The 16212-nt window shown below is 53.1% G+C and carries 18 protein-coding genes and 1 tRNA gene; 15 read left to right on the forward strand and 4 right to left on the reverse strand.

The genetic code is table 11. The features are described from left to right. The first annotated feature begins 47 nt into the window (after positions 1–47). From SQ11_RS05220 to SQ11_RS05275, 12 genes are all read left to right on the forward strand, one after another. Positions 48–1172: a 3-deoxy-7-phosphoheptulonate synthase gene (locus tag SQ11_RS05220; protein ID WP_041513105.1), complete on the forward strand. Its 1125-nt coding sequence runs from the start codon at positions 48–50 to the stop codon at positions 1170–1172. A gap of 252 nt (positions 1173–1424) precedes the next feature. Further along, complete coding sequence (locus tag SQ11_RS05225) at positions 1425–2306, forward strand: cobalamin-binding protein (RefSeq protein WP_232297905.1); 882 nt, start codon at positions 1425–1427, stop codon at positions 2304–2306. Positions 2307–2521: 215 nt separating this feature from the next. Continuing rightward, positions 2522–3466, forward strand: a complete 945-nt coding sequence (gene ispH, locus SQ11_RS05230; protein ID WP_041513106.1) for a 4-hydroxy-3-methylbut-2-enyl diphosphate reductase — start codon at positions 2522–2524, stop codon at positions 3464–3466. Between the two features lie 245 nt (positions 3467–3711). Further along, positions 3712–4236, forward strand: coding sequence for an HAD family hydrolase (locus SQ11_RS05235; protein WP_041513107.1), 525 nt, complete (start codon positions 3712–3714; stop codon positions 4234–4236). Continuing rightward, positions 4233–4808 carry an LPS export ABC transporter periplasmic protein LptC gene (gene lptC / locus SQ11_RS05240; RefSeq protein WP_041513108.1) on the forward strand — a complete coding sequence of 192 codons (576 nt, stop codon included), beginning with the start codon at positions 4233–4235 and terminating at the stop codon, positions 4806–4808. The genes SQ11_RS05235 and lptC overlap by 4 nt, the downstream gene beginning before the upstream one ends. Positions 4809–4871: 63 nt before the next feature. Further along, entirely contained in the window at positions 4872–5420 is a 549-nt protein-coding gene (lptA, locus tag SQ11_RS05245) for a lipopolysaccharide transport periplasmic protein LptA (protein WP_041513109.1), read from the forward strand. 21 nt (positions 5421–5441) lie between these two features. Then, positions 5442–6164: an LPS export ABC transporter ATP-binding protein gene (lptB, locus tag SQ11_RS05250; protein WP_041513110.1), complete on the forward strand. Its 723-nt coding sequence runs from the start codon at positions 5442–5444 to the stop codon at positions 6162–6164. 51 nt (positions 6165–6215) lie between these two features. Further along, a complete protein-coding gene (locus SQ11_RS05255) occupies positions 6216–7691 on the forward strand; it encodes an RNA polymerase factor sigma-54 (protein WP_041513111.1) in 1476 nt (491 codons plus the stop codon). 20 nt (positions 7692–7711) lie between these two features. Continuing rightward, complete coding sequence (raiA, locus tag SQ11_RS05260) at positions 7712–8044, forward strand: ribosome-associated translation inhibitor RaiA (protein ID WP_041513112.1); 333 nt, start codon at positions 7712–7714, stop codon at positions 8042–8044. A gap of 136 nt (positions 8045–8180) precedes the next feature. Continuing rightward, a complete protein-coding gene (gene hprK, locus SQ11_RS05265) occupies positions 8181–9149 on the forward strand; it encodes an HPr(Ser) kinase/phosphatase (protein ID WP_041513113.1) in 969 nt (322 codons plus the stop codon). Positions 9150–9186: 37 nt separating this feature from the next. Continuing rightward, a complete protein-coding gene (gene rapZ, locus SQ11_RS05270) occupies positions 9187–10026 on the forward strand; it encodes an RNase adapter RapZ (RefSeq protein ID WP_041513217.1) in 840 nt (279 codons plus the stop codon). A gap of 102 nt (positions 10027–10128) precedes the next feature. Beyond that, the gene (locus SQ11_RS05275; RefSeq protein ID WP_041513114.1) at positions 10129–10761 is read left to right on the forward strand and encodes a flavin prenyltransferase UbiX; all 633 of its coding nucleotides are present in this window, start codon (positions 10129–10131) and stop codon (positions 10759–10761) included. Between the two features lie 58 nt (positions 10762–10819). Here the strand turns inward: SQ11_RS05275 and SQ11_RS05280 are convergent, their stop codons facing one another. The 4 genes from SQ11_RS05280 to SQ11_RS05295 all read right to left on the reverse strand — a co-directional run bounded on the left by SQ11_RS05280 (position 10820) and on the right by SQ11_RS05295 (position 14198). After that, positions 10820–11446 (reverse strand): 5-formyltetrahydrofolate cyclo-ligase, encoded by a 627-nt coding sequence (locus SQ11_RS05280; protein WP_041513115.1) that lies wholly within the window; start codon positions 11444–11446, stop codon positions 10820–10822. A gap of 42 nt (positions 11447–11488) precedes the next feature. Beyond that, positions 11489–12583 carry an A/G-specific adenine glycosylase gene (gene mutY, locus SQ11_RS05285; protein WP_041513116.1) on the reverse strand — a complete coding sequence of 365 codons (1095 nt, stop codon included), beginning with the start codon at positions 12581–12583 and terminating at the stop codon, positions 11489–11491. 19 nt (positions 12584–12602) lie between these two features. After that, a complete protein-coding gene (locus SQ11_RS05290; RefSeq protein ID WP_041513117.1) occupies positions 12603–14111 on the reverse strand; it encodes an AsmA family protein in 1509 nt (502 codons plus the stop codon). Between the two features lie 13 nt (positions 14112–14124). Continuing rightward, positions 14125–14198: transfer RNA gene (locus SQ11_RS05295), tRNA-Gly, on the reverse strand. Positions 14199–14417: 219 nt separating this feature from the next. On the opposite strand from SQ11_RS05295, the gene thiS reads away from it, so the two are divergent. Genes thiS through trmB form a run of 3 tightly spaced genes read left to right on the forward strand, consistent with a single transcriptional unit; the run spans position 14418 to position 16187 of the window. Further along, positions 14418–14663 carry a sulfur carrier protein ThiS gene (gene thiS, locus SQ11_RS05300; protein WP_041513218.1) on the forward strand — a complete coding sequence of 82 codons (246 nt, stop codon included), beginning with the start codon at positions 14418–14420 and terminating at the stop codon, positions 14661–14663. A 5-nt stretch (positions 14664–14668) separates the two neighbouring features. Then, positions 14669–15469, forward strand: coding sequence for a thiazole synthase (locus SQ11_RS05305; protein WP_041513118.1), 801 nt, complete (start codon positions 14669–14671; stop codon positions 15467–15469). Positions 15470–15515: 46 nt separating this feature from the next. Beyond that, entirely contained in the window at positions 15516–16187 is a 672-nt protein-coding gene (gene trmB / locus SQ11_RS05310) for a tRNA (guanosine(46)-N7)-methyltransferase TrmB (RefSeq protein ID WP_041513119.1), read from the forward strand. The last annotated feature ends 25 nt before the right edge of the window (positions 16188–16212 follow it).

Raw genomic sequence — 16212 nt, forward strand, 5'->3', positions numbered from 1 at the left:
GCCGCCATGCCTTCCGCGCTGGTTTTGTCAACCCCCGATACTATCCCATGATTCTTGTCCTAAGCCCGGATACCCGATCTGACAGTTCCGAATACAAGCAGTTAATGGTGCATCTGGCTAACTTGCCGGGTATTTCCACGCGCGTGCATAGCGAAGTTGGCGTGGAGCAGACGCTGACCGAGGTATATTTGATTGGCAATACCAAGGCGTTACCTGTTGAAGATATGCGAAATCTGCCATGCGTCGAGCAGGTGGTCAGGATTTCGGAGGAGTACCGTGTTCTCGGACGGCACAAGGACGATCATCGATCTACCCACTTCGACTATAACGGCGTCCGCTTTGGCCAGGATACGCTTAATGTGTTCGCCGGACTGTGTGCGGTGGATACCCTCGAGCACGTTGAATTAATGATGCGGGCGCTGCGCGATAATGGGCAGGTTTGCACTCGTATGGGGGCCTATAAGCCGCGTACCAGTCCCTATTCGTTTCAAGGTCATGGTAAAGCGTGCCTGCCTTATGTATTCGAGCTCGCAGGGAAATATGGCATCAAGGTGATCGCCATGGAAATCACCCATGAGACCCACGTGGAAGAAATTCGTGACGCGCTCTTCCGGACAGGCAACGCCACCGGTGTCATGCTGCAGATCGGCACGCGCAATACACAAAATTTCGAACTGCTGAAAATTGTCGGACGTCAGCAGGATTTTCCCGTGCTGATCAAACGGGGCTTCGGCATCACCCTGGATGAATCACTCAATGCCGCGGAGTATCTGGCTTCCGAGGGTAACCGCAAGGTCGTCTTCGGGTTGCGCGGCATGAAAACCAACATGGCGGACCCTCATCGCAATTTTGTGGACTTTGCTCATGTGCCGGTAGTCAAACGGCTGACGCGCATGCCTGTTTGCATCGATCCTTCGCATTCGGTTGGCATGCGCGCGCCTTCGCCAGAAGGCATCCTGGATATCATGCATGTTACTGCCCAAGGTGTGATCGCGGGTGCCAACATGGTGCTGGTGGATTTTCATCCGGTACCGAATAAGGCGCTCGTGGATGGGCCGCAAGCCCTGCTGATCAAAGAATTGCCGCTTTTTCTGGAGGATATCCGCATCGCACGGGCGGCTTATGAACAACGCACGGCCTTGATCAGCCGTTATCAGGAAGCGGAATCTTAGAATTCTGGTCCGCATCGTCGCATCTCAAGACATTTCCGCAATCCCCTTTGCAGTCCCTGGTTTGCGATCGCATGCCTAACCCAGTGAACCTTGATCCGGCAGTTGACCGCTCATTTGTCAACCTCAAATTGAATTTCTGGGACCCATACATGGGGCATTATTTTTGAATCCATCGTGAATATGGGGTATACGCATTAAAAACCCCCTCCATATATGAGGCATGGCATTTTAGCGCTGTTGTGGATATTGCCCATGTTGCCGTGGACTTCTATCGGTCTTGCGAGTGCTATAGATGTCACGCGCCAGTCTTCGCCCCCCAATTTTCCACTCAGGCTGACGGATGATCGTGGACGTGACATCCGCCTGAATCACTTTGCTACACGTATTATTTCACTCTCACCCAATATCACTGAACTGGTATTCGCCGCAGGCGCCGGCGGCAAGCTTGTGGGCGTCAGCCGTTACAGCGACTATCCGGCGGCGGCCAAATCCATTCCGGACGTTGGGGATTCATCCAGTCTTGATCTGGAAAGAATTATTGCTCTCAAGCCTGATCTGGTGGTCGCGTGGCATAGCGGCAATTCCATTGCTGATATTGAAAAACTTGAGAAACTAGGGCTCACCGTTTTTGCCACAGAAGCCACCAGATTGGAAGATGTGCCACGTTTATTGCGGATAATCGGCACGCTTGGGGGAACCTCGACACAAGCGGAATCAGCGGCAAGCGCTTACGAAACAGAGTTGCGGCAAATAAAGCGCACTTACGTTAGCCGCCGGCCGGTCAAGGTATTTCAATTGATCTGGCATCAGCCGCTCATGACCGTAAATGGGCATCATATTATCAACGATATCATCGATATGTGCGGCGGCATCAACGTGTTTGCTTCCGCGGCTTCCCTCACACCGGTGATCTCCACGGAAAGCCTGCTGGAAGCCGATCCTCAGGCCATCATCGCCAGCGTATCCCTCGAAATCGCTGAAACTGGAATCAGAGAGCGCCTGTCAACCATTAGCGCGATCAAAAACAATCATTTATTTTTTGTGCATCCGGACCTCATGCACCGCCAGACGCCACGTATTTTGCAGGCGGCAAAAAAGGTGTGCGCGCAGCTGGAGGAGGTTCGGTCCGGTTAAGGAGCTCCGGCGAGCAGACTCTCTCCTGGACATTGAAACGAAAAAATAGCACTTTTGCAGTCAATTTTTTTCAAGTCCGGCAGCCTGCTAGTATAATGATTCGTCGGCTTTTGTCATGGATTAAAGGTACACTATTGCATATTGCGAAGGAGTGCGCGTTGGAACACACACAGTATCGGCGCTCAAATGAAGATGGTTTTTATGGAGAACGACCAATGATCAAGGTATTGCTTGCAAATCCCAGAGGTTTTTGCGCCGGCGTGGATCGCGCTATCGAGATTGTCGAGCGGGCACTGGCCATGCATGGGGCACCGATTTATGTCCGTCACGAGGTGGTGCATAACCGTTTCGTGGTCGAGAATCTGGAAAAAAAAGGAGCCGTATTTGTTGAGAATCTCGATGAAGTTCCTGTTGGCAGCATTTTAATTTTTAGTGCCCACGGTGTTTCCCATGAAGTGCGGCGAGAGGCCGAGGCGCAACAGTTCAAGGTATTCGATGCGACCTGTCCACTGGTGACCAAAGTTCATATTGAAGTGGCGAAGATGCGCGAGCAGGGCAGGGAAATCATCATGATCGGCCACCAAGGTCATCCTGAGGTGGAAGGCACCATGGGCCAGGCTGAAGGGGACGGGCCTTGCATGTATCTGGTGGAAACAGAGGAAGATGTCGACAATTTGCAGGTTAAGGATCCGACTCATCTGGCCTATGTCACCCAGACCACGCTGTCGGTGGATGATGCAACGCGGGTGATCAATGCTCTGAAGAAACGCTTCCCAAAAATAACCGGGCCGAAAAAGGACGATATTTGCTATGCCACGCAAAACCGTCAGGATGCGGTCAAGATGATGGTAAAACAATGCGATCTGGTGATCGTCGTGGGTTCCCCCAATAGTTCAAATTCCAATCGGTTGTGCGAGGTCGCACGAAACGCCGGTGTGGATGCGTTCATGATAGATCGTGCCGAGCAATTACAGGAAAGCTGGCTGGAGGAGAAGGATCGAATTGGCATTACAGCTGGCGCTTCCGCGCCGGAAGTGCTCGTACAGGAAGTCATCTCACGCCTCAGGCAGATTGGAGCCGGACAGGCTGGCAGGGAAGTGGTGGTAGAGGAACTCAGCGGTGTGGTTGAATCGGTGGTATTTCCGCTGCCTAAAAATTGATGGATCCGGATGTCAGACCTCTAAGCAAGCTTCGCGACCCTATTTCCGCAATTTGAGGGAGCGATTGGTAATCGCTGCTGTGGCGGGACCCATACCGGCTGCCGGGAGGACGGTGACATCACTATCGCCAGGTATACTGCCGGATGCGTGCTTACCTGTGCCGGGCCATGGACTCCAAGGAACTTATTCAGGGTTGCCTTACTAGTCTTCTTCAAACCACCCTCAGGCTTACCCTCGGAATATCGATGCAACATATACTGGAAAGAGCGAAAAGAATCCGCGCAGTTGCCTTCGACGTGGATGGAGTGCTTACCGATGGGAGTCTCTATCTTACGGATAGCGGTGAGGAGATCAAAGCGTTTAATAGCCACGACGGTCACGGCATAAAAATGCTCAAGGCAAGTGGCGTCAAGATTGCCCTTATTACCGGTAGAGAATCCCGCTGCGTCGCTTTGAAAGCGAAAGACTGGGGTGTTACGCTCGTTTACCAGGATGCGAAAGTCAAGCTGCCCGCATTCGAAGCATTATTGAAGGAACTGGAACTGGACGCTTCCGCCTGCGCCTACGTGGGTGACGATCTAATAGATTTACCGGTAATGTTGCGCTGCGGCCTGGCCATTTGTGTGCCGGCCGCACCCGCGCTGGTGAAAAGGCACGCGCATTATGTCACTTGCCTCGAGGGCGGACGTGGCGCGGTGCGGGAGATCTGCGAAATGATAATGCAGGCGCAGGATACACTGGATACCCATTTGGCGACGTACCTTAAATGATCGGCCGGCTGCTTCCCGGATTTCCTCTCCTTCTGGCAACTTTGCTGGCGGCGCTGCTGTTGTGGCTGAACCAATCGGTGCGTGCGCCTTCCCCGATCCAGGATGGAAGCTCGCGTCGCGCCGAGCCCGATTACATGATAGAAAATTTCTCCGCAGTTCGCATGGATCGGGACGGCATTACGCGTCACTTGCTTTCAGCAAAAAAAATGGTGCACTATCCGGACGATGATACCACTGATCTGGAATATCCCCATTTTATCAATACCGAGCCTGGCAAACCGGCGATGCAAGTGGACGCGGACCAGGCAAAGATGACCGCCAACAGCGAGGACATTTATTTATCGGGTAACGTCAGGATACTGCGGAGTGCGGGTAAAGGCCGGGGAGAAACAGCCATGACCACCAGTTTCTTGCATCTCCTTCCTGATGACGGAATTGCCAAAACCGACAGGCCGGTGGTTATTACCGAAGCGAATGCCGTCATTAAAGCGGTCGGGATGGAAGTCAGTAACCGTACCCAGGTTACCCGGTTATTGTCACAGGTCAGAGTTGTCCATGCCAAAACGCGTTAGTGCGGTGCGTCAGACGCCTTGCAGCTATTTCCTGTCATGTATGAGCGTATCGGCGAGAAGAGGATGAAGCTCCGCGCCGACACATTTCTTTTGATCACGGTAGCCATGTTGTTTACGGGATCGGTACTGGCCGAGCGTGCGGATCGCGATAAACCCATCCATCTGGAATCCGATCAGGCCACCGTGCAGGATGCCAACAAGCTTGCCACCTTTACCGGCAATGTGGTGTTCACACAGGGTACGCTGGTCATCCGCGCTGACAAGATGACGGTGAAAGAAGATGCCAACGGTTTTCAATATGCCACCGCTTTCGGTAATCTCGCCAGCTTTCGGCAGAAGCGCGATGGCAAGGATGATTACATCGAGGGCTGGAGCGAACGTATGGAATATGATGGCAAGGCTGACAAGGTCCAGCTTTTCAAGAAAGCAAGATTGAAAAGAGGGCACGATGAAGTTCATGGAGACTATATTGCCTACGATGCGATCAATGAATTTTTTCAGGTCACGAGCAACAACAATGGGACGAGCACTCAAACAAATGCCGATGGGCGAGTGCGGGCGGTAATTCAGCCGAAGAAAAAGGAACCGAACCCGAAGGATGAGAGTCCATAGCGTCGCAACGCCGTCCCCGAAATGAGTGAGCTAAGAGCAGGTAATTTAAAAAAGCGTTATAAGTCTCGCACAGTTGTGCAGGATGTATCGCTTTCCGTCAATAGCGGTGAAGTGGTCGGTTTGCTCGGGCCGAACGGCGCCGGAAAAACCACTTGTTTTTATATGATGGTTGGATTGGTGCCTTTGGATGGGGGCGGCATATACCTCGACGGGCGCGATTTGACCCAGTTGCCGATTCATCAGCGCGCGCGTCTGGGTTTGAGCTACCTGCCGCAGGAGGCCTCGATCTTCCGGCGGCTTTCCGTGGCTGACAATATTCGCGCCGTGCTGGAATTGAAGAATTACACAGCCGATGAAATGCAGCAGCGTCTGGACGGTCTGCTGCATGATCTGCATATCAGCCATATTCGTACCAGTCAGGGTATCAGTTTGTCTGGTGGTGAGCGCCGACGTGTGGAAATTGCCAGGGCGCTCGCAACACAGCCACGGTTCATCCTGCTGGATGAACCATTTGCCGGAGTGGATCCCATCGCCGTATTGGATATCCAGAAAATTATCCAGTTTCTCAAGGAACGCGACATCGGTGTTCTCATTACCGACCATAACGTGAGGGAAACACTGGGGATTTGTGATCGCGCCTACATCATCAGTGATGGTATGGTGCTGGCGAGCGGTAAGCCTGATGAAATCATCTATAATGAAGATGTGAGAAAAGTCTATCTGGGAGAACATTTCCGGCTGTGAAAATGAGGATTCGACCTACGCGAATCTGGTTCTACTGTTGTTTTCCATACTATGAAGCCTACCCTCCAGTTTAAGCTGTCGCAGCACCTGACGCTTACTCCCCAGCTGCAGCAATCCATACGGTTGCTACAACTTTCCACAGTGGAACTGAATCAGGAGATAGAGCGCATCGTGCAGGAAAATCCTTTGCTGGAACTGGATGACAGCATAGGCAACGATGCCACTGAATATCGGTCCATCCTTCCTGACAGCCCGGCAGAGCCGCTAGCTCCGGATTTGCTGGAAGTCTCCGGTGAGGGTATAACGGAGATACCAGCTACCGACAGTGATCCTGGCGTAAAACATGACCTGACCGACGAATCGGACTGGTTCGGCGATGACGGCGTTTCTCGCAGCCCACGTGATGAGGATGACGACCGCGATTTTTCGCAACAGGCGGCGGAGCCGCCCAGTTTACGTGAGCACCTCAACTCGCAACTCAGCCTGAGTCAGATCGGCGAGCGAGACAGAAGAATTGTGGGCTTGCTGATCGACAGTCTGAACGACGATGGGTATCTTGTTCAGGATCTGGAAGAACTCGTCAGTCTCTTGCCGCCCGAGCTTGAAATAGATATCGATGCCCTGCACATTGCCCTTGAATATTTGCAGCATCTAGATCCACCCGGTGTCGGTGCGCGTAATTTGAGGGAATGCTTAAGCATGCAATTGCAAGCTCTGCCGGAAGACACGCCATTCCGGGACCATGCGCTACTTCTGGTTGACAGCCATCTCGATAGCTTGGCGTCGCGGGATTTTTGCACAATTAAAAAGTTGCTGCATTGCGATGACGAATGTCTGCGCTCAATCCAGTATCTTATCACCCACTTGAATCCGAGACCGGGTACGGCATTCAGTTCGGCGGTGGCACGTTATATTATCCCTGACGTGATTGTGACGAAAATCAATGGGTCGTGGGTAGCCAGTCTTAACCCGGAAGCAATGCCGCGGCTCAAGATCAACCGCCTCTATGCCGATATTCTTAAACGGAGTCATGATGATTCCGCGCGTCGACTGGTCAGTCAATTACACGAGGCCAAATGGCTCATCAAAAATGTACAGCAGCGTTTCGGCACCATACTGAAAGTGTCCTCCGCTGTTGTCGATCGCCAACGGCAGTTTTTTGAGCACGGCGCGGTTGCCATGCGTCCATTGGTGTTGCGGGAAATTGCGGAAGCACTTGAGTTGCATGAGTCCACGATTTCGCGTGTGACTACCCAGAAATTTATGCGTACGCCGCGTGGGATATTCGAGTTAAAGTATTTTTTTGGCAGTCACGTGGCGACCGATACGGGCGGCGCCTGTTCTGCCACCGCGATTCGTGCGCTGATCAAGCAAATGGTAAATTCGGAAAATGCAAAGAAACCACTGAGTGATAGTCAGATTTCAGAAATTCTGGGACAGCAAGGCATTGTAGTTGCACGTCGTACTGTCGCAAAATACCGGGAGTCCATTCAGATTCCTCCCGTTAATCTTCGTAAATCATTTTAACCCCAAGCTCAGGAGGCATGATGAATCTAAATCTTACCGGTCACCACGTAGAAATTACTTCCTCCTTGCGTGATTATGTTGCTTCAAAGATGAGCAAGGTCACGCGTCATTTCGACCATGTGATTGATGTCAGCGTGATCCTGTCCGTGGAAAAACTTAAGCAGAAGGCTGAGGCCAATGTACACGTGAAAGGCAAAGATATTTTTGTGGAGACCGACAGTGCCGATATGTATGCTTCCATAGACAGTCTGGTGGATAAACTTGATCGACAGATCCTCAGGCACAAGGAAAAGAATACAAGCCGCCGCAATAACGGGGCGTTGAAAAATCAGGAAACGGAACAGCCGGAGTAGCCGAACGGATTCCACAGCATAGAAGCTCGGCGCCTTCTTCGGTAACGTTGGGAAGGCGCCCATCGCCATGACTTAGCGGTTCCAAGCATACCGCTACATTCCCGTAAATTGCATTACATAAACTATAGCCTATCGAATGTCCCGAATCAGTGTTACGCAACTATTTGAAGAAAAGTGTCAAAAACTGGCTCTGACCTGGGAGGCAGGCAGGGATGGCGGCGGCAGACAGCTCAACGACGACGCCATAGCCCGGTCTACTCAGGGGATAATCGGCCATCTCAATTTCATTCATCCTAACTGGATCCAGGTGCTGAACGATCCGGAAGCTGATTATCTGAATCAGCTCGATCCTGTTTCCTTGCGGCAGAATATGGAGCGGCTGGCGCAAAGCAGTTTATGGTGCATTATCGTTGCCGGTGGTGCCAACGTACCGGACTCAATAAGGACTTTTGCAGACTCTACTCATACCGCCCTATTCTGCTCGCCGCATTCCAGCCTGGAGGTAATCTGGTTATTACGCCCTTTTCTCGGACGCGTTCTAGCGCCTTCCAGTACGCAGCACGGCGTTCTGCTGGATGTTCTGGGAATGGGGGTCATGATTACCGGCGAAAGCGGTGTCGGCAAAAGCGAATTGGCGCTGGAACTGGTAAGCCGCGGGCACGGGTTGGTTGCGGATGATGTCGTAGAGCTTTATCGCATTGCCCCGGAAACCCTTGAGGGACGGTGTCCGCCGATGTTACGTGATTTTCTTGAAGTCCGCGGATTGGGGATGCTGAATATTCGCACCATTTTTGGCGAAACCGCAGTACGCCGGAAAAAAAACATGAAGCTTATTGTGCATCTGCAGAAACCCAGCAGCGTGGACTTTAATTCCCTGGAACGGCTGCCGATCAATGATGTCACCGAAAACATACTGGACGTCAATATCCGGAAGGTTATCATCCCGGTTGCCGCCGGGCGCAACTTGGCCGTACTGGTAGAGGCGGCGGTGCGTAATTACGTCCTGCAACTGCGAGGGATCGACAGTGCCCAGGAATTTCTTGCGCGGCATCAGCAGGAAATGGAGGATCAGGAAAATGATAAAAGCCTGAAAAGTGAACCATGAATTCAAGGGTACGCCCATCGTTACATCAAAAAAAGAAATGCAACTGATTGTCATAAGTGGCCTCGCCGGTTCCGGCAAAAGCATCGCGCTTACCGCTCTGGAGGATAGCGGGTATTATTGCGTGGATAATCTTCCCGCAAGCTTGTTGCAAGAGGTTACGCTTTATTTAAAAGGATCGGCGCATCCAAGGGTGGCTGTCAGTATTGACGCCAGAAGCCGAGAGACCCTGCACTTGTTGCCGCAGCAGCTGTCGGATTTGAGGCAGCAGGAAATAGATGTGCACTTGCTGTTCCTGGAGGCCAAAACGTATACGCTGGTAAAGCGTTTCTCGGAAACACGCCGCCGCCATCCACTCAGCGATGACCGCTCGACGTTGCCAGAATGCATACAGGCGGAGCGTGAAATGCTGCGCGAGGTGCGCGATCTTGCAAATCGCATCGACACCAGCGACCTCAGTGCCAGTTCGTTGCGCGCCTGGGTCAGGGATTTCATTGGCCTCAATCCCGCAAGCCTGACGCTCCTGTTTCAATCGTTCGGCTTCAAGCATGGCATTCCATTGGATTCCGACATGGTGTTCGATGTACGTTGTCTCCCCAATCCGCACTATGAGGCGCTTCTGCGGCCGCTGACCGGCAGGGATGGGCCGGTCATCGAATATCTTGATGCGAATATCGACGTCAATCGAATGTTTGAAGATATCAGGCGGTTCGTCGATGACTGGCTGCCCTGTTTTATTCGCGACAATCGGAGTTACCTGACGGTTGCTATCGGCTGTACCGGCGGACGTCATCGATCGGTGTATTTCGTGGAACGCCTGGCGCGTTACTTCGCGGGAAACAACCAAGTGTTGGTGCGGCATAGGGAACTGGATTCATAGAATGAACGCAGGGATGAAGCGTTCATATATGATTCAACTTGTAAAAGATAAGTTACCCGATGTCGTATATCGTACTATCGGAAAATAAACCGTCGAGCATCTATGAGTACAACAAAAACCATTACCCTTGCTTTAACCGGCGCATCCGGAATGCCGTACGGCATACGTTTGCTGGAGTTGCTCTTGGCGGGTGGCAATTGCGTTTATCTGTTGTATTCCCAAGCGGCACAGATTGTCGCACATCAGGAAATGCAACTGGTACTCCCGTCTCGTGCCAAGGAGGCGGAAGAGTTGTTCAGGCATCGTTTTAACGCCGCTGAAGGACAACTGCGAGTATTCGGACGAGAGGAATGGTTTGCGCCGGTAGCTTCCGGTTCCAATCCGGCGGACGCGATGGTGGTCTGCCCCTGCACCATGGGAACGCTTGCCGCCATCGCGGCGGGGCTCAGCCAGAAGCTGATCGAGCGCGCAGCGGATGTCATGCTGAAGGAAAGCCGGAAGCTCATACTGGTTCCCCGCGAAACGCCATTTTCAGCGATTCATCTCGAAAATATGCTGAAACTTGCGCGCAGCGGCGCAGTGATTTTGCCTGCCAATCCCGGTTTTTATCACCATCCCGCAAGCGTGCAGGATGTGGTGGACTTTATCGTGGCGCGCATACTCGATCACCTCGGGGTGGCGCACGCGCTTATGCCGCGCTGGGGCACAGAAAACCAGCCCCGCATCGTGCCATAGGGCGCGGATGTGCATCAGGTTTCCATTTCACCGATGGGGTAAAGGTAAGGGGCGGCGCTTATTTCAAGGCATTCTCCGCCGCGCACTCCTCTATAGAAATTAAATCCAGGCCGGCTGGCGTTACCCGGTAAATCCCGGCCTCGGTCACAATAAAATCCATCGGAACATCGTGCGGCTGAGGGTGGACGCTATCCAGGCGCAGCATTTCAAACGCCACACCGATGGTCAACGGACGTGGGGTGATTGCAATCAGGGTGCGATCAAAATAACCGCCGCCATACCCAAGCCGGAAGCCCAGTCGATCAAATCCGATCATGGGTATTATCACCGTGCCAATCGTTACCGGCTCGGTATTATCAGGGACCGGGATATCATAAGCACCGACTTTCATGCGTGCTTCCGGCCACCATTTGCGAAAGTGTAGGACCTCCCGCTTATTCACTATCTCCGGCAGTGCAAGGGTTGCTCCGCGCTCCTGGAAATAGCCCATCGCGGGACGAGGATCATACTCGCCGCGGTGGGGCCAGCAAAACCCCACCACGCGGTTTTGTAACGAGGGAAAGCCCCGTTCGAGCGAATGCGTGATGGCTACGCTCCAGCAGCGATGCTCCGCTTCGCCGATTGACTCCCTGCGCGTCATCAACTCGGCACGCCGATGCTTTCTCCATTCCTGCCAGTTATGCATTATTTTGGTGAACTGCTCGTAGAGAATGTTGATTGCGTAAAATCACAATTGTTTTTCGAACGGCAATTGGCCTGATTGCGGGTGTCCATGTCGCAGGATCAGTTTTCTGACCGGCGCGGGAATGGCTGCTTTTAGCGCATCGTCAAGCGTTATCCACATTGCCTCGTCTTGCCATGGTGTCTTGATAGCGGCGGGATAGGAAACGACTTGCAGCGGCCGCGGATGAATCCGCAGCCTGAAGTGGGTGAAGGTGTGATCCAATGGCGGCATGTGTGCCAGCGGTTCCACCGTCATCCCAAAGTGCCGGGTGCAATAGGCGATGGCGTCTTCGCTCACCGGCATTTCGGGCAGGCACCACAGCCCGCCCCAAATCCCTGTGGCGGGGCGTTTTCCCAGCAGTACTTTACCTTGCTTCATCAGCATCAACAGAATGGTTTCTTTTTCTGGCAGCGGCCTGTGGGGCCTGGGAGCAGGAAGCCGATCTACGCGATCATCCCGTAATGCGATGCAATCCTGCTGCAGCGGGCATGCCATGCACTTGGGTTTGCCGCGGGTGCAAACGGTTGCGCCCAGATCCATCAATGCCTGAGTATATATTTCAATCCGGCTTTTTTCACTTTTCTCGGGCAGCAGTTCTTCGGCTTTCCGCCACAGCAATATCTCATTCTTTCTTTCCCCCGGATAGCCATCCACGCCAAAGCAGCGGGCAAAAACGCGCTTGACGTTGCCGTCGAGTATGGCGGATCGCTCTCCATACGCGAACACCGCAATTGCCGCGGCGGTTGAGCGGCCAACGCCGGGGAGCTGCTGAATGACTTCAAGGTCTCGGGGAAATATGCCTTCTTGGTCCTCGGCGATCAAGCGTGCCGCCCGATGCAGATTTCTTCCGCGTGAGTAGTAGCCCAGGCCGCTCCATAGCGCTAGCACTTCATCGACCGTGCCGGCGGCAAGGCTTCCGATATTGGGGAAGCGTTGCAGAAACCGCAGGTAATAAGGGATGACGGTGGTCACCTGCGTTTGCTGCAGCATGATCTCAGAGACCCAAATAGCATACGGGTCACGCGTGTTCTGCCAGGGGAGATTATTGCGTCCGTGAAGTTTTTGCCAGCGGATCAGTTTGGCGGAGAAAGTAGACATGCGATGGTCCCGTCTCTGACTAAGGATTAATGTCGAGCCTCACATTGGACGATTTGACGCTAGCGCCTTTCAGCAAACCGATGCGGATCGAGCCCCGAACCTCGAGATCGTTCAGCACGGATAAACCCAGCGATTCCTCCAAGGTTTTTCCGTTTTCGGCTTTCTGTGCATATTTTCCCTGTTTCCGCTGTTCGGGCAAAAAACGATCCATATCCAGTTGATCGATGTCCACTTCGAAATCGAAGGCCGGCTGGGCGAAATTCGCTGCCCCCAATTTAGCCTGGATATTGCTATCCATTAACTTGCCGGCGAGATTAGCCTGTAGGTTCTGCGACACGCCGTCCACGGCGGCGTTGCCCAGCAGATTACCGCTGATGCCGTTGCCGGAAATATCCGGACCACTGGCGTTGATAACAGCGGTTAAATCCGGCAGCTTCAATTGGCGGGTATCCAGGTTGCCGGTAAGTGGAGACGCCAGCATGGCGTTGACGGTCAGCCCTCCTTTCTTTGATTCCAGTTCAACGCTCAGCGCTTTACTCTTGAAATCACTTACCGAGCCCTCCACACCTGAAAGGAAGAGAGTGCCGCTGGTGCTACCCTCGGGCCCGGTTATTTTTGCGGTCACGGTTGTTTTGTCGCCCGCCACTGTTTCTCCGATAAGACTCAAGCGTGGTGCGTCGAACTTGATGTCGAGATTATTCGTGCCGCTTGCTCCGGTGATGCCCAGCATAAGCTTGCTTGCAGTAAATTCGCCAGCAGCAGGTTTGATAGACAAATTACCCCTGGAACTTACCACAAGATTATCGATTCCCGTAACGGCCCCATTGATCTCCAGACTCAGGCCATCCAGGGTGTAATACTGCTTGTCGAAATCGGACGTTAATTCGAATTCCAGCCTGGTGTTCAGATCAATCGCGGGCCGATCGGGTTGGTTAGCCTTAAACGACAGTTTCACTTGGTGCCGGACCGAACCATCCCCCGAATGGAAGCGGGAACCGGTTTCGCCGGCCTTGAGATTCAAGTCCCTGAATACGTACTGTTCCCCGCTGGCTTCATCACGGAAAGTGAGCATCGTATTTTCCACTTGTATATGATCAATGTCGATTTTGAACTGTTCGGGTTCTTCGCTTTTGGCAATAAGATCGTCGATATTCGTGCGGCCATCCTTGAAACGAATCAGATTGGCTTTGAGTCCGACGATAGCCACTTCATTTATCACCAGTTGCTTTTTGAGCAATGGCATCAAGGCGAGCGACACAAAGATGTCCTCCACAGCGGCGAATTCCTTGTCACGGTTAGTTTCGCTTAAAGTGATATTACCGACCGTGGCGCCGATATTAGGGAAGAATGTAAGCTTGATATTGCCATCGAGCCTGAGGGCACGCTGTTTTTTTTCCTTTACCAATTGAATGATCTGGGGTTTATAGGCATTGGGGTCAAAAATGGCGGCAATATAGATCACAAGGCCCGCCAGCAGAGTTGTAACGACAGCAAATACGATAAGTGCGTATCTGAGATACGGATTCATAGACGGGAGAAGGTGGAGCGGGTGAAGGGAATCGAACCCTCGTCGTAAGCTTGGGAAGCTTCTGCTCTGCCATTGAGCTACACCCGCATGGATGGAATTATACGATGGAAACCACTTTATAGGCGCTGTCAGCAATAAGAGAGGGCTCGCCCTGTAGCGATCTCGCTGCTTCCCGAATCCTGGCAGAGCGAATTTGTGACGGAAGATACGGGCGCACTCAGTCGACTATGTGACTGCTCCACCGTATAATCGACATCCCAAAGCCAAACTGGCATCCAAATGTATCCGCTTCCAGGCGGTTCTAAAATGATACAACTCATCATCAACGGGCAGCCGCAACGCTTTCCCCTCCCCGATCAGGCGCGGCCGCCAAAGAGCGATCAACATGACGCAATGCTGAACATCACGCAATTGCTGGCCCATATGGCGTTGCAGGGCAAGCGTATCGCCATAGAGCGCAATGGGGAAATTGTTCCGCGCAGCAAATATGACGAGCAGGTTCTGACCGACGGGGACAAGCTCGAAATCGTGGTCGCGGTAGGTGGGGGATAAGCGCTATGGACAACTTCATCATTGCAGGCAAGACATACTCCTCGCGGCTTCTGGTGGGTACCGGCAAATACAGGGATTTCGCCGAGACGCGCGCGGCGGTTGATGCCAGTGGCGCGGAAATCATCACTGTGGCGATCCGCCGGACCAATCTCGGCCAGAATCCTGGTGAACCGAACCTGCTGGATGTGCTGCCGCCATCGCAATACACGTTGTTACCCAACACCGCCGGCTGCTACACCGTGGATGACGCGGTGCGCACCCTGCGCCTTGCACGTGAATTGCTGGATGGCCACAGCTTGGTGAAGCTGGAGGTTCTGGGTGATCCGAAGACGCTTTATCCCAACGTGGTCGAAACCCTCAAGGCGGCAGAAATCCTCATAAAAGAAGGTTTCCAGGTCATGGTCTATACTTCCGATGACCCTATTGCAGCCAAGCAACTGGAAGAAATCGGCTGTATCGCGATCATGCCGCTGGCTTCCCTGATCGGTTCCGGCATGGGGATTCTCAATCCGTGGAATTTGCAGATTATCATCGAGAATGCCACTGTTCCGGTAATTGTCGATGCGGGTGTCGGCACCGCTTCGGATGCGGCTATCGCGATGGAGCTGGGCTGTGACGGCGTGCTGATGAATACGGCCATTGCCGCTGCGCAAAATCCGGTGTTGATGGCTTCCGCTATGAAAAAAGCGGTGGAAGCCGGGCGCGAAGCCTATCTGGCTGGACGCATGGCGAAAAAGCTTTATAGTGCCAGCCCCAGTTCGCCCGTCAGCGGCACTATCGCCAGCAGCAAAGGCAAAGCCTCCTAACCCGAATTTCCGTTTCCCCGATCTCCGGGCCTATTCTTTCCTCTAAATGGCAGAGCATCGTCTCATCCGCAGCTTTGTCCTTCGCCAGGGGCGTGTTTCGAACGCCCAGCGCCGCGCGCATGAAACCCTGATGCCGAAATATGGCATCCCATTTGCGGATAATCTGCTTGATCTCGATCGCATTTTTGGCAGGAGCGTGCCAAAATTTCTGGAAATCGGTTTCGGCATGGGCGAGACGACAGCCACTATCGCCAAGGCTCACCCCCAATATGACTATCTCGCCATCGATGTTCATACGCCAGGCGTGGGCAGCCTGCTGAAGCAGATCGATGAGTCTGGATTAGTGAATGTGCGTGTTATCCAGCATGACGCAGTGGAAGTCCTGCAACGGATGCTGCCATCCGATTGTCTCGATGGCGTGCATATTTTTTTTCCTGACCCCTGGCCCAAAGCGCGCCACCATAAGCGGCGGCTGATACAGCCGGAATTCGTCGCGCTTCTGTGCCGGCACCTGAAGCGTGGGGGTTATATCCATGTCGCGACCGATTGGGAGGATTATGCCGGCCAAATACTGGAAGCATTATGCGGCGAACCGCAACTTGCCAATACCGCCGTTGACTATGCCTCACGTCCGGCATACCGGCCGTTGACTAAATTTGAGCAGCGCGGTTTGCGGCTGGGGCATGATGTGCGGGATATGGTGTTCCAAAAGCAATAAAAAGCATGTAAAAAAGAGATGAGGG

The organism is Nitrosospira sp. NpAV (assembly GCF_000832065.1).
In the GTDB taxonomy this organism is placed as follows: domain Bacteria; phylum Pseudomonadota; class Gammaproteobacteria; order Burkholderiales; family Nitrosomonadaceae; genus Nitrosospira.

What these genes read in the sequence shown, in the direction of transcription:
- SQ11_RS05220 (WP_041513105.1), top strand. Translation starts at nt 48, where the DNA reads ATGATTCTTGTCCTAAGCCCGGATACCCGATCTGACAGTTCCGAATAC.
- SQ11_RS05225 (WP_232297905.1), top strand. Translation starts at nt 1,425, where the DNA reads ATGTTGCCGTGGACTTCTATCGGTCTTGCGAGTGCTATAGATGTCACG.
- ispH (WP_041513106.1), top strand. Translation starts at nt 2,522, where the DNA reads ATGATCAAGGTATTGCTTGCAAATCCCAGAGGTTTTTGCGCCGGCGTG.
- SQ11_RS05235 (WP_041513107.1), top strand. Translation starts at nt 3,712, where the DNA reads ATGCAACATATACTGGAAAGAGCGAAAAGAATCCGCGCAGTTGCCTTC.
- lptC (WP_041513108.1), top strand. Translation starts at nt 4,233, where the DNA reads ATGATCGGCCGGCTGCTTCCCGGATTTCCTCTCCTTCTGGCAACTTTG.
- lptA (WP_041513109.1), top strand. Translation starts at nt 4,872, where the DNA reads ATGAAGCTCCGCGCCGACACATTTCTTTTGATCACGGTAGCCATGTTG.
- lptB (WP_041513110.1), top strand. Translation starts at nt 5,442, where the DNA reads ATGAGTGAGCTAAGAGCAGGTAATTTAAAAAAGCGTTATAAGTCTCGC.
- SQ11_RS05255 (WP_041513111.1), top strand. Translation starts at nt 6,216, where the DNA reads ATGAAGCCTACCCTCCAGTTTAAGCTGTCGCAGCACCTGACGCTTACT.
- raiA (WP_041513112.1), top strand. Translation starts at nt 7,712, where the DNA reads ATGAATCTAAATCTTACCGGTCACCACGTAGAAATTACTTCCTCCTTG.
- hprK (WP_041513113.1), top strand. Translation starts at nt 8,181, where the DNA reads ATGTCCCGAATCAGTGTTACGCAACTATTTGAAGAAAAGTGTCAAAAA.
- rapZ (WP_041513217.1), top strand. Translation starts at nt 9,187, where the DNA reads ATGCAACTGATTGTCATAAGTGGCCTCGCCGGTTCCGGCAAAAGCATC.
- SQ11_RS05275 (WP_041513114.1), top strand. Translation starts at nt 10,129, where the DNA reads ATGAGTACAACAAAAACCATTACCCTTGCTTTAACCGGCGCATCCGGA.
- SQ11_RS05280 (WP_041513115.1), bottom strand. Translation starts at nt 11,446, where the DNA reads ATGCATAACTGGCAGGAATGGAGAAAGCATCGGCGTGCCGAGTTGATG.
- mutY (WP_041513116.1), bottom strand. Translation starts at nt 12,583, where the DNA reads ATGTCTACTTTCTCCGCCAAACTGATCCGCTGGCAAAAACTTCACGGA.
- SQ11_RS05290 (WP_041513117.1), bottom strand. Translation starts at nt 14,111, where the DNA reads ATGAATCCGTATCTCAGATACGCACTTATCGTATTTGCTGTCGTTACA.
- thiS (WP_041513218.1), top strand. Translation starts at nt 14,418, where the DNA reads ATGATACAACTCATCATCAACGGGCAGCCGCAACGCTTTCCCCTCCCC.
- SQ11_RS05305 (WP_041513118.1), top strand. Translation starts at nt 14,669, where the DNA reads ATGGACAACTTCATCATTGCAGGCAAGACATACTCCTCGCGGCTTCTG.
- trmB (WP_041513119.1), top strand. Translation starts at nt 15,516, where the DNA reads ATGGCAGAGCATCGTCTCATCCGCAGCTTTGTCCTTCGCCAGGGGCGT.